This window comes from Micromonospora sp. D75 (assembly GCF_018070405.1).
In the GTDB taxonomy this organism is placed as follows: domain Bacteria; phylum Actinomycetota; class Actinomycetes; order Mycobacteriales; family Micromonosporaceae; genus Micromonospora; species Micromonospora chalcea.
The window spans coordinates 1-12146 of sequence record NZ_JAGPXV010000113.1; the positions used below are offsets into that span (position 1 = coordinate 1).

Genomic DNA, 12146 nt, shown 5'->3' on the forward strand with positions numbered 1-12146 from the left:
ACAACATCGTGGGCCGGGCGCTGAACCGGTCGGCCGACGTCGACGACGTGGTGCAGAACACGATGCTGAGCGTCGTACGCGGCCTGCCGGGCGTCCGCGAGCCGCGGCTGTTCCGGTCGTGGCTGGTCGCCGTCACCATGAACGAGATCCGCACCCACACGCGGCGCCGGCCCACCACACCGGCGCCGCCGGAGGACATCGACAACGTGATCGACCCGCGCGCGGACTTCGAGGACCTGACCCTGACCCAGCTCCGCCTCGCCGACCAGCGCCGCGAGGTCGTGCTGGCCACGCGCTGGCTGGACGACGACCACCGCCACCTGCTGTCCCTGTGGTGGCTGGTCGAGGCCGGTCACCTCACCCGCGCCGACCTGGTCGACGCCCTGCGCCTGGAGCCACATCACGTGACCGTGCGGGTGTCCCGGATGAAGGCGCAACTGGACACCGCCCGGCTGGTGGTGCGAGCCCTCACCGCGCGGCCCGGCTGCGCCGGCCTGCGCGACACCGCGTCGGGCTGGAACGGTCAGCCGGCGCCGCTGTGGCGCAAGCGGTTCGCGCGGCATCTCCGGGACTGCGCGCACTGCCCGGACGCGACGAACGACCTGGTGCCCGCCGAACGGCTGCTCGCCGGCCTGGCGCTCACGCCGCCCCCGGCCGCACTCGCCTCGGACGTCACGCAGAAGCTGCACCCCGTCGCCTCCGTGTCGCCCGTCGCCCCGGCCGGTACGCACGCCGTGGCGGCCGGAGCGCGGTCCGGGCTCTCGTTGTCCAAGACCCTGGTCGGCGTCGCCGCGGCCGTCGCCGTGCTCGGCGGGGGTGGTCTGATCCTTGCCAACTACCCGGACGGGCCCGACCGGCGGCCCGCGGCCGCGACTGCTGTTCAGCCCGCGCCCGAGACGACCGCACCCGCACTCACACCCTCCCCGACCGCCGCCCTCCCGAGCCCCACCCCGAGCAGGGCGGCGAAGCCCAGCAAGTCGCCAAAGCCGACCCCGTCGCCGGTCAAGTCCACCGCCACGTCCAACGGCTTGTCAGCAGCGGAACGGCGGCTGCTGGTGCTGCTCAACGAGCGGCGTCGCGCGCTCGGGCTGACCGAGGTCAAGCTGGGCGCGGCGCAACACCGGGAGGCGGAGTCCTGCGTACGTAAGAACCTGAACGCGAGCGGCCTGCAGCACTGCGGGCACGAGGTGCTGTTCGCCTCGTCGGGCAACTCCTCGCCGGAGCAGATGATCGAGGCGTGGTTCAACAGTCCGGGCCACAAGACGGCGCTGACGTACGCCAGCTCCCGCTTCGCCGGACCGGCGATCGTGTTCAACGGCAGCCGCCAGGTCGCCGCCATCAACATCGACTACTGAGGCGGTCGCTACGCTCCCCCGATGACGCACGAGAAGGAGATCATCGAGCCGGTCGACCTGTGCCTTCCGGACGGGCGGCTCAACCCCGCCGCGGTCGGCTGGACCCGCCGGCCGCTGCACCGGGCGAACCTGCGCGGCTGGGGTAGAGCCAAGCGCTGGGAGTACTGGGGGATCGTGACGCCGACCCACATCGTCGGCCTCGTCGCGTCGTCGCTGGACTACGCCGGGGTGCACGGCGTCTACGTGCTCGACCGCGCCACGAAGGTCGAGACCGGCAAGGACGTCGTGGTCCCGTTCGCCCGTGGCGTCGTCATGCCGCCGGTCAGCGGCGCGGGCGCCGTGTGCGCACGCGGAGGCGGCCTGTCGATCGACATCGACCAGACCACCGAGGGCAGCACGATCCGTGCCACCGCGCCGGGCATCCAGATCGACCTCGTGGTGCCGCTCCCGCCCGGCCACGAGTCGCTCGGTGTCGTGGTCCCGTGGAGCAAACGCCGGCTCCAGTACACGGTCAAGGACGTCGGGCGTCCGGTGCACGGCTCGCTACGGGTCGACGGCACGACGCACGTCGTGGACGAGCGGGACTCGTTCGCCGTGCTCGACCACGGCCGGGGCAAGTGGCCGTACGCGATCACGTGGAACTGGGCCGCGGGCAGCGGACCGGACGTGTCGATCCAGCTCGGCGGCAAGTGGACCGACGGCACCGGCTCGACCGAGAACGCTCTGTTCACCGGCGGCCGGCTGCACAAGCTCGGCGCCGAACTGCGCTGGAGCTACGACCGCCGCGACTGGCTGCGGCCGTGGCGGATCAGCGGTGATCGCGTCGAGGTGGAGTTCCACCCGTTCCACGAGAAGGTCTCCCGCACCAACCTCGGCGTCGTGGCCAGCGAGACCCACCAGTGCTTCGGGCACTTCTCCGGCTGGGCCCAGGCGGACGACGGCGAGCGGGTGGCTCTGGACGGCCTGGTCGGCTGGGCGGAGGAAGCTCAGAACCGCTGGTGACGCAGCCGCTCGTTGACCTGCCGGACCACGTCCTCGGGAAGCTTGACCACGCGCCGGTCGTACGTGAGCAGACCGTTCAGCTCGTCCTCCACGTCGGACAGCTGGGTGTAGACGGTCGCGCTCAGACCGGCCCGGATCGCGGGCACGATCTGCTCGGTGTGCAGCCGCGTGAACGCCTCCGCCAGGTCCTCGGCGCTCCGGTACCGCCGGTAACCGAAATCCTTGCGGCTGAAGGCGTGCCCGTCGACGCGCAGGTTGTAGCCGCCGTACTCGGACAGCACCAGCACCCGGCGGTCGCCGCGTCGCCGCGGCACCCGGAAGCGGCGGAAGTAGACGTGCAGGCTGCGCAGGTCGCCGCCGCCCTGGTCGTGCCAGCCGCTGGCGTGGTCGACAGTACGGGTGCTGTCGAGTTCGGCGACCTCGCGGGCGATCCGGGCCGCGTCGAACTGCCCCCAGCCCTCGTTGAAGGGCACCCACACGGCGAGGCTCACCACGTTGCGCAGGTGCTCGACGGTGTCGCGCAGCTCGGCCCGGAACCGGTCCCGTCCACCGGCGTCGGCACGGCCGAACCAGCGCCGCCACCGGCCCCGGTCGGGCAGCCGCAGCGGCGTCACCGCCGGCGCGGTGACGACCAGCGGGTGGTAACCGCTGCCGCCGTTGACCATGTCCTGCCAGACCAGCATCCCCAGCCGGTCGCAGTGGTGATACCAGCGCAGCGGCTCGATCTTGATGTGCTTGCGCAGCATGGTGAACCCGAGCCGCTTCATGGTGGCGATGTCGGCGATCATCGCCTCGTCGGAGGGCGCCGTGTACATGCCGTCCGACCAGTAGCCCTGATCGAGGATGCCGGCGTGGAAGTACGGCCGCCCGTTGAGCAGCAGCCGGGGCACGCCGTCCCCGTCCGGTCCGACACCGAACGAACGCATGCCGAAGTAGCTGCGTACCCGGTCCGCGCCCAACTCGGCGGTCACGTCGTAGAGGAACGGATCCTCGGGGCTCCACTGCCGTACCTCGGGGATCGGGATGCGAACGGCCACGCCGACGGGTGCGGTGGCCTCGGCCACCGCGACCCCGTCGGCCAGGATCCGGATGCCGGCGTCGCCGGCATCCGCCGTCGCGTGCACCGTCACCTCGACGCACCGCTCGTCGAGGAGCGGGGTCAGGGTGAGGTGCCGCAGGTGTACGGCGGGCACGCTCTCGGCCCACACCGTCTGCCAGATCCCGGACTGGGCGGTGTACCAGATGCCGCCGCGGCGCAGCCGCTGCTTGCCCCGGGAGTGGTGGCCGGTGTCGCTGTCGTCCTGGACCGCCACGACCAGGACGTTGGCGTCCTCGCGGAGCGCGTCGGTGATGTCGCAGGTGAACGGCAGATACCCGCCGGTGTGGTCGCCGACCGGGACATCGTTCAGGTAGACCTGGCAGGTCTGGTCGACCGCGCCGAAGTGCAGCAGCAGGCGCGAGCCGGCCGCGTGGAAGCCCACCGGGAGGGTCAGCGGTCGGCGGTACCAGAGCGTCTCGCCCGGCTGGAGCTGCCGCCCGACGCCGGAGAGCGTGGACTCCGGGGAGAACGGCACGAGGATTTCGCCGTCGTAGCGTTCCGGCTCGGTGGCCGAACCGGTGATCGCGTACTCCCACCGGCCGTTGAGGTTGAGATAGCTGTCCCGGGCGAACTGCGGGCGGGGGTACTCGGGCAGGACCCGCTCCGGGTCGAGCGTGGAGCCCCACGGGGTCAGCAGCGTCATGCCCGGGCCTCCCGCTCCCGCCGCCGCAGCGCCACGGCCGGCACCGCGATGAGGACCAGCACTGCGAGCGCCATGAGGAAGATGCCCGGCGTCGGAACCTGCTTCACCACGCCGAGATCCTCGTAGACCTCGCCGGCGCCGGTGATCACGGCAGCGCCGAGGTACGGGCCGACGAGCATCGGAACGAGGATGGCGAAGACCATCCGCAGCCCCTGGACATGGCCGGCCCGATCCGGTGGCGAGTAGTCGCGCACGATGGCGCCGATCGGGGCGAGGACGAGCATGAAGCCCGACATCATCACGACCCCGGCGGCGATCACGGGAACCATGCCGCGGGCGAAGAACATCAGCGCCAGGCCGGCGCCGTACACCACTACCGCCGGCAGGAGGAAGCGCACCTTGCCGACGCGGTCGATGAGCCGCCCGCCGACCACGCTGACCGCCGACGCCGTGACGAGGACGACGGCCAGGACGATCGCGTACCCCTCGATCCGCAGGTACCGCTGCAGGTAGATGATCAGATACGGCAGGAACACCTGCGTGGAGATCCCCCAGATCGACCAGGCCGCCAGGGCGAGGTAGAGCCCCGGGTTGGCCCGGACGGCGGCCGGGCGCAAACCGTGGACGACGGCGCGCAGGTAGCCGCCCTCGTGCCGGACGAGTGACGGGCTGTCCTCGACCAGGAACCAGGCCAGCAGACCGGCCACGGCCATGATCGCGCCGATGACCACGAAGAACAGCCGCCAGTTCCCGGCGCGGGCCAGCCCGTCGAACCCGCCGAAGATCACCAGCATCGAGACCAGCGGCATGATGGCGAGCACCGACTCGACCCGGCCACGGTTCGCCGGCTCGGTCACGTCGGTGACCCACGCCTGGAACGCCGCGTCGTTTGCGCCCGAGCCGAGGAAGGACATCAGGCAGTCGAGGGTGATGACCGCGATCGCCGTGACCAGCACGACGTTCGCGACGGGCGCGATGTCCTCCACGAAACCCACTGTCAGGAAGCCGAAGGCGGCGGTGGAGACGCCCCACAGCAGGTAGCCGCCCGCGATGAACGACCGGCGCCGCCCGGTCCGGTCGGAGAGGGCCCCGAGCAGCAGGGTGGCGACAGTGGCGGTCACGGCGCTGGCGGCGACCATCGTGGCGATCGCGTTGGGGTCGTCGGTGATCGTGTCGTACACGAACAGGTTCAGGTAGATGTTCTCGATGGTCCAGGCCATCTGCCCGACGAGGCCGAGCACGATCAGCGCGGTCCAGGTGCGGGGGCGCAGCCCGACCGGACCGGCCGAGGTAGCCGGGGTGAGCACGCTCCGGGTGGCGGACACGACGGCCTCCTTCGACGGGTCAGAATATGATCCGTCCCGCCCGGCCGTCGATGGGTCCGGGGTCGGCCAGGCATCTGCGTCCGAGCGGGCACGACGAAATGACCCCGGTACGGAGTCGCCGGACCATGGCCTTCGTCATCAGTCTTTGCGGACGGCGAGGTTGAGGGCAGCGACGGTCAGCCGGGTGAGGTCAGGAAGCTGGTCCTCGCCGAGGGTGACGCCACGCAGGTTGTCCAGCGCCGTCTTCAGCCCGTGAAGGCGACTGCCCCGCAGATCGGCACCGTCGAGGTGACAGGAATCCAGTTCCAGTCCGGCAAGGTCACATGACCGCAGTGCGGTGCGCGGTAGTCGGCAGGACGACCACGCGCCGTTCGTGAGAGTGCAGTCGGTGAAGGCGACCGAGCCGGCGGCGGCGACGCGCTGGAGGGTGGCGTAGTCAAAGCGGCAGCCGTCGAACAGGACGTCCTTGAGGCGTACGTCGGTGAGTCTGGTGCCGGTGAACCGGGAGCCGGTGATGGCACACCGTTCGATGGTGATACCGGTCAGGGTCGTGCCGGAGAAGTCGGTGCGGGTGATCTCGCAGCCGTAGAGGCTGCCGGCTTCCCAGGTGCTCTCGCTCAGGTCCACACCGGTGATCAGGCTGCTGCGGATACTGGCGTCCTCAAGGTGCGAGCCGCGCCACGCCGAGCCCTCGACGAGGGCCTCGGTGAGGCCGTTCACCAGGTCCGTCGTGGTGTCGAGGTCGTCCGGTTCGAGGTCCGGCAGCAGGACCTTCACGTCGCCGATCGTGGTGGTGCGCATGTGTCCTCAACCTGTGTGGGCGCGGGGTGGGCACGCCACCCCGCGCGCCCCATGGCGGGGGCTACTTCTTCTTGTTCCAGTTGTCCCAGCCGGGTCGACTGTCGAACCTACCCTTGTTGGCCCAGGTGGGGCGGTTGTCGAACTTCCCCGCGTCGATCGACGCTACCGGCCGCTGCGGGTCGACGCCGAGGCGGGCGAGTTGCTCGGGTGCGGCGTTGACGAGGACCGCGAGAGCGTCGGTCATGGTGCTCCTCCTGCTCTTCGATGTTGAAGCCGACCGACTCGCAGCCGGGCAGGCCAGTGAAGAAGCCGACGAGAGCTTCCGCGTGGTCGATGGTTTCCGGGGTGACCACACAGATCACCGAGCACGGCAGCCCCGCTTCGGCCAAGGTCTGCATGCCGCGCAGGGTTCGGGCGTCCGTCGGGTTGCCGGCCCGGTCGAGGCGGTTACGGTTCAACGCGCCCGGTCCGTCGATGCTGACCCCGACCTCGAACCCGTAGGTGGTGAACAGCTCGCACAACTGGCGGTTGATCAGAGTGCCGTTGGTCTGGATCTCGTGACGCACCATTCCCGCGCGCCGGAGCTTCTCGAAGGGGCCAGCAGGCTCCGGAAGAGCCCTATGGGTGTGTAGCAGTAGGTGCAGTCGAGGCTGTAGAAGCTCGTCGGCTGCACGACCAGGGTGTGGAAGCTGCCGGAGACCGCCGGTTGGCCGGTGGCGTTGATGAGGCCGAGGCCGTTCACGAGGTGGCCTCCTCGTCGATGCTGGCCGTGGTGGTGCTGACCCGATAGGCGGGAGCGTGGCGGGCCGGCCAGCCGAGGAACCGGTCGAACATGTCTGCGGCGCTGCCCGTGACGCTCGGGTTGAGCCGGTGCAGGTCGTCGATCGCGTCGTGCAGGCAGCCGGCCAGGTAGAGGAACAGGCTCACCGGCACTTCTCGGTACTCGGCCAGGAGCGCGATCTTCGCTGCGCCGCAGGGCCACGGCTGCCCGCATCGGCGGCACAGCCACAGCGGGCGCATCGGCAGATGTTCCACCTCGGCGGGTACGAGCCGGTTCACCGCAGGACGACGCTGCGGCCCGGTCACCGGCGACCGCCCTCGCGGGCCTGCTGCTCGAACAGCCGACGCCACACGAAGGTGAGCAGCGGCGGATCAGCGGGCCACACCTGCCCCGGCGAGGCCGTCCACCTAGGCTCGGGGCGCCGCGCCTGGCTGGCTATGGCGTTACGCGAGACGTACACCGTCATGCCGCCACCCCCACCAGGGACGATGAGCGGCGGGCCCGCCGGGGGAAGGGCGAGCCCGCCACCGCACCACGGCGGCTGGGAGCAGACCGCCGATCACCCACCCGCGCAGCCCTCATGGCGGTACGCAGGCGGGGATTCACCCGTACGGTCGGCGGAGTGTCCGGCGCGAGCACTTGCCGGTGCGTCGGGTCGCATTCCGACCCGTCGCCGATCGACACGTCCATCTGGTTCTCCCTGGCGATTGCCGCTGACCCGCCGGCGCCACGGGATCAGGATGGTCCTGGACCGTTCCGCCGACGTGTTCCTGACGTCCACGATCGCGGGAGGCACGGGCCCGAGACAGACCCAGCGTGGTGGGCCACGGTGGGCCTCCTTGTGGTCGACCTCGGTCGATATGAGGAGGACAGGTGGTACTACCCCGTCCCTACGAGACTCATCTCAGAGGATGTGCCAGCGGCGGAGCTCCGGCCCGCCGTGGACAAGTCCTGCAATCCGGTGGTGCACCTCGTCGGCGGCGTCGGTCCCGGGACGGGACTTGCGGGCGTTGGTGGCGATCATCTGTAGTTCGCGAAGCTGGCACAGCTCCTCGAACCCCGGCCAGCATGTGGCATCCCAGCCATAGGCGGCGGTGAAGCCGGCGAACGCCTCGAGACCGGGAGGATCGAACCGGCGGCAGTGGACAGCGACCGTGGCAATGTCCCACTCGCGAGGCCCGAGGGCGGCGCCGTCCCAGTCGGCGAGTACGGGCGTGCCGTCGAAACGCCGGAGTGCGTTGCGGATCTGCGGATCTGACTGGATCAGGCTTGTGCCACGGGGAAACCGCATCGTCTCCCAGCCGGCGGCCAGCGTCTCGAGCCGGCCCAGCAGCAGATCCTGTTCCTTGCCGTTCAGGATCTCCGAACGGATCACGGATCGCTCGATGCCATGGATCGGCCGCAGCACGGGCAATGGCACAGGTGGCGCAGGAAGGGCATGCAGATCCCGGAGAAGGCTTCCGAGCTCGGAGACGGTGATCGGGTCGTCGTGTGCCGGGTCCAGACGCTGCCAGACCGTAACGGCGTGCCCGCCCACCTTCAGCGGCTGGGACAGGCCCGGGTGAAGGCCGACCGTGGGGAAATCTCGGTCCACCAGCCAGTCGACCACGGTCACCATCGCGCGCACCCGGTTCAGGTCCTGGTCGCCAGGGGCGATCTTGATGACGATGTCCCCGACGGCGTAGACGGCGTTGGTGTGGTGCCGCAGCAGAGCCGCGTTCGAGTCGGGGTAGCCGAGAAGACGACATACCTCGGCGAGCACCGGCCGGGTGCGCGCCTCGACGAACATGGGGCTCCTAGGGACCGAGTGCGGCTGTGGTCCCAAGACTACGGGCGCGCTCGCGGCAGGTCCGTACGTAGTCCGTCAAGGTGGCGACCTCACCGCGATGGCTCTCTTCGGGGATCGCCGTGGCCACGTCGGTCGCGCGAGTCAGGATGATCTCCGTCCGCTGAGTCTCGGGCAGGTTGGCGACGGCGTCGCGGGCGGTCGCCGCCGCCTCGGTCGTCCGCCGGTCCCGCGCGAGGCACATCGACCGGTCCAGGGCGATGAGCGCCACGTCGATCGGTACGGCCGGAGCCGTGCCGTAGAGCCGCACCGCCTCTTCCTGGACCCGGTAGGCCTCCACCGTGTCACCGAGCCAGGTGTACGCGCCGGAGAGGTAGAGCAATAGCCGCTTCGCCGGAAACCTGAAGGCCACGTCGGTGTCCTCGTCACCAGCCTGGTCGAACAGCCGGCGTGCCTGATCGACGGCCGACCGCGCCTGCTCGTTGGCACCGATTCTGGCCAGGGCACGCGCCCGGCCCGCAGCCGCCAGGGCACCCGACGACGACGCGACCGACGTGGCCGCAAGCGCCGCATCAGCCAGAGCGACGGTCTGGGCGGGGTCCCCGAAGTAGTACGGCAGCATCGCCGCCTCGGCTCGCACGAGCACCCGGAACCGAGCCTCCCCGCTGTCGTCCGCCGCGTGGATCGCTGTGCCGTACCACCGTCGAGCCTCGGCGACATCCCCGAGCCTCATCAACGCGTCAGCGCACATCGTCGCCAACAGAGCCGCCACCGCCGACAACCGGGCCTGGACCGCCGCCGGCTGGCGCCGAAGCGACAGCGCCTGCACCTCTCGGCAGTCGGCCGCCAGCAGTGACAGCATCGTCTGCGGCGAAGCCGAGGTATAGACCCGCAGGTGCTCGCCGGCGCTTTGCTCGATCAGCTCAAGCTGCCGAGGGGCGACACTCGACGCCGCCAGAGCCTCGTCCAGTCCCAGACGGAGTCTGACCAGACCTCCGGCCTCGCTGCTCCCCATACGGGCAGGCGATCGATCTGCTTCACCGGCCACGGTCTCGATGCTGACGTCACGCGGCATAGTGCTGTCCTCGGCACGGCCGAGCCCCATGACCGGACGCGGAATGTGAAGACCCACGGCGATCCGTTCCAGCACCTCGTACGCCGTGACCTGCCGGACGCCTTTGGCGATCTCCGTAGCGCGGTGAGGCGAGAGGCCTACGAGAGCGGCGATCCTGCCGTAGGACACGCCTCGGGCGTGAAGGAAGCGGAAGACCGCAGTGATGTCGCGCCGCTGAAGAAACTCGCTGATCGGTCGGCCGTTCCACAGCCCCGAACTCCACCACTCGGGATCCACCTGCACGGCCACGATCACCTCCGATCGGACGACGACCACCCGCCAGCACAGCGCATCCGCGCCGTCACATCAAGTCAATGGCGGCCGAGTCGACAGCCCATCCAGAGTCGGCGCTTGGGGTGGCATCCGAAAGACCCACGATGAGCTCTCAGGGTGTCCCCTCGTGGGATCAGCGCAGGCTCCGGAGCACCACAATCTGTCCAACCCGAGCCTTGGTCATCGGCCTGCGCAACCGAAGCAGGTGAATGCAAATGAGGGAAGAGCGGTCTATCAATAATCCGTCATAGCTCAGCCGAAGGAGCGGATCTATAGGCACCCAACAGGCAGAACGCCCGCAGAAGGTCGAGGCCGAAAGGGTCGAGCCACCCCGCCCTGTTCAGACACCCATTGGCACCCATAACTATCTTACGTAGGGTCACCAGCTAGTCGCTTTGAGCGCAACAGACCGGGCGGTGACTTGCGGATGATGACCAACACCCACAGGGCTAACTGCGCAAACGCCCGACGGCCGGGCTGCGAGTGCTCCGGCTGCGGGGGCTCACAACACGGCTGGCAAGGATGGATGAGCCTGGCCGCCGACCAGCCAGAGAAACGCGACGACCGGCGGCGCGAACTCAAGGAAGAGGCACAAGCAGACCAAGGATCCGGACGCCTGGGTTTTAACGCCCGCAACCGCCAGGTCTACTTCGACCTTGCACGCCTGGACATCGCCGACTACCTGTGGGCCGCCGACGATCGAGCCAAGATCAACGGTCGGTTGCCCCGCGATGTTGAACCATCATCGACGTCATCAGACCTTGGCCGGATAGACACCGTCGGCCGAGAGGTCATGGGGAACACGTGGCCCGAGATCTCAGCCGGCATAGACAGCCTCGTCCGGAACAGGGCTGACGCCAGGGAGGTCAAGAGATGCTTGGCCGATCACACGTGGTGCAGCCTGTTGGTGGCCCTGATCCAGTTGATCGAGAGGATCAACAAGGCCGTCGACCTGCTCTCGGATACCGCCAAGCAGTTCATCACCGGCGTGTTGTCGCAGCGGTTCGGTTCGGGGGTGCCCCGGCTGGTGACCGACGCCGTAATCCGCCTTGTCGTGGACAAGGTGTGGTCAGCCCTGGCGAGGCTGCTGGAGGCTCACTTTCCCCTCCTCGGAACAGACACCCTGCGCGTCCTGAGGATGCTGGCCATCTTCACCTGCCCCTCGGTCGAACACCACCCAGAGGCCTACAAGCACGCCGTCAGGCCGCTCATGGGCGACGCACACGAGATCATCACGGACGAGATCAAGACGCACGTAGTAACCCTCTTCACCGCGTGGTGGCGGCGGCGCGCTCCGGAAGCTCTCGCCTAACGCCCGGACACGTCTGGCCCTTCAACTGCGGGGAAGAACCAGCGGTGCGCGCCACACGCACACGAGACCCGCGTAAGCGAAAAAGGCCCCGACCCGGTGTGAACCACCAGGCCAGGACCTTGATCGTTGGTGCGCCGCCAGGGACTCGAACCCCGAACCCGCGGATTAAGAGTCCGCTGCTCTGCCAGTTGAGCTAGCGGCGCTCGCTGACAACGGGACGAGACGTTAGCACGCCCGCCCAGCACCCCCGAAATCCAGGGTCGGCCTCACCGCACCGCCAGCGTGACCTGCCCGGTCGCGGCCCCCGACGGGTCCACCATCAGGGTGTACGCCCCGGAGGCCGGCAACACGGTCGGCCCGAGTTCACCGGCCCCGTTGATCACGCAGCCGCTGCCGACGGTGCTGCCGTCGGGCGCGCGCAGCGCCAGCACGCCGCACTGGTCCGGCAGGTCGGAGGCGGTCGCGCTCACCGTCACCGACGTGCCGGCTGAGGCGGTGAACCGGTAGCCGATGACCGCGCCGGGCCGGTCCACCACGGCGACGACAGGTGGCCCGCCGGGCGTGATCGCCGCCTCGCGGTCCCGGCTGGTGACCAGCCGCAGCGTGGTCGTGCCGGTGCCGCGTTCGGTGGGGTCGACCACCACCGTGTACGTCC

Annotated in this window: 11 protein-coding genes, 1 tRNA gene and 2 pseudogenes; 3 read left to right on the forward strand and 11 right to left on the reverse strand. The window is 69.6% G+C overall.

Translation table 11 applies throughout. The annotated features are described in order from the left end of the window. Positions 1-1355, forward strand: a 1355-nt coding sequence (locus KBX39_RS09860) for a sigma factor (protein ID WP_210870112.1), incomplete at its 5' end; no start/stop codon positions are given. A gap of 21 nt (positions 1356-1376) precedes the next feature. Next, positions 1377-2357 (forward strand): DUF2804 domain-containing protein, encoded by a 981-nt coding sequence (locus KBX39_RS09865; protein WP_210870114.1) that lies wholly within the window; start codon positions 1377-1379, stop codon positions 2355-2357. Here the strand turns inward: KBX39_RS09865 and KBX39_RS09870 are convergent. The 9 genes and pseudogenes from KBX39_RS09870 to KBX39_RS09910 all read right to left on the reverse strand — a co-directional run bounded on the left by KBX39_RS09870 (position 2342) and on the right by KBX39_RS09910 (position 10161). Beyond that, entirely contained in the window at positions 2342-4099 is a 1758-nt protein-coding gene (locus KBX39_RS09870) for a glycoside hydrolase family 2 protein (RefSeq protein WP_210870116.1), read from the reverse strand. The two genes, KBX39_RS09865 and KBX39_RS09870, sit on opposite strands and share 16 nt — an antisense overlap. Further along, entirely contained in the window at positions 4096-5424 is a 1329-nt protein-coding gene (locus KBX39_RS09875) for an MFS transporter (protein ID WP_210870118.1), read from the reverse strand. Before KBX39_RS09875 ends, KBX39_RS09870 begins: the two co-directional genes overlap by 4 nt. Positions 5425-5562: 138 nt before the next feature. Further along, positions 5563-6225 (reverse strand): pentapeptide repeat-containing protein, encoded by a 663-nt coding sequence (locus tag KBX39_RS09880; RefSeq protein WP_210870120.1) that lies wholly within the window; start codon positions 6223-6225, stop codon positions 5563-5565. A gap of 61 nt (positions 6226-6286) precedes the next feature. Next, positions 6287-6469, reverse strand: a complete 183-nt coding sequence (gene amcA / locus KBX39_RS09885; RefSeq protein ID WP_210870122.1) for a multiple cyclophane-containing RiPP AmcA — start codon at positions 6467-6469, stop codon at positions 6287-6289. Positions 6470-6479: 10 nt separating this feature from the next. Further along, a pseudogene (locus KBX39_RS09890) lies at positions 6480-6967 on the reverse strand (radical SAM protein); the annotation flags it as partial. Beyond that, entirely contained in the window at positions 6964-7311 is a 348-nt protein-coding gene (locus KBX39_RS09895) for a hypothetical protein (protein WP_210870124.1), read from the reverse strand. The pseudogene KBX39_RS09890 and the gene KBX39_RS09895, both read right to left, overlap by 4 nt. Next, on the reverse strand, positions 7308-7472 hold the full coding sequence (gene amcA, locus KBX39_RS09900; RefSeq protein WP_210870126.1) for a multiple cyclophane-containing RiPP AmcA: 165 nt from the start codon (positions 7470-7472) through the stop codon (positions 7308-7310). The genes KBX39_RS09895 and amcA (KBX39_RS09900) overlap by 4 nt, the downstream gene beginning before the upstream one ends. A 438-nt stretch (positions 7473-7910) precedes the next feature. Then, positions 7911-8795, reverse strand: coding sequence for a phosphotransferase (locus KBX39_RS09905; protein WP_210870128.1), 885 nt, complete (start codon positions 8793-8795; stop codon positions 7911-7913). Between the two features lie 7 nt (positions 8796-8802). Further along, positions 8803-10161 (reverse strand): hypothetical protein, encoded by a 1359-nt coding sequence (locus tag KBX39_RS09910; protein WP_312247032.1) that lies wholly within the window; start codon positions 10159-10161, stop codon positions 8803-8805. Positions 10162-10705: 544 nt separating this feature from the next. Between KBX39_RS09910 and KBX39_RS09915 the strand changes: the two genes are divergently transcribed. Beyond that, positions 10706-11491, forward strand: a complete 786-nt coding sequence (locus tag KBX39_RS09915; protein WP_247660038.1) for a hypothetical protein — start codon at positions 10706-10708, stop codon at positions 11489-11491. Positions 11492-11618: 127 nt separating this feature from the next. Here KBX39_RS09915 and KBX39_RS09920 read toward each other — a convergent pair. Next, a tRNA-Lys gene (locus KBX39_RS09920) sits at positions 11619-11694 on the reverse strand. 63 nt (positions 11695-11757) lie between these two features. Further along, positions 11758-12146: pseudogene (locus KBX39_RS09925) on the reverse strand (hypothetical protein); the annotation flags it as partial.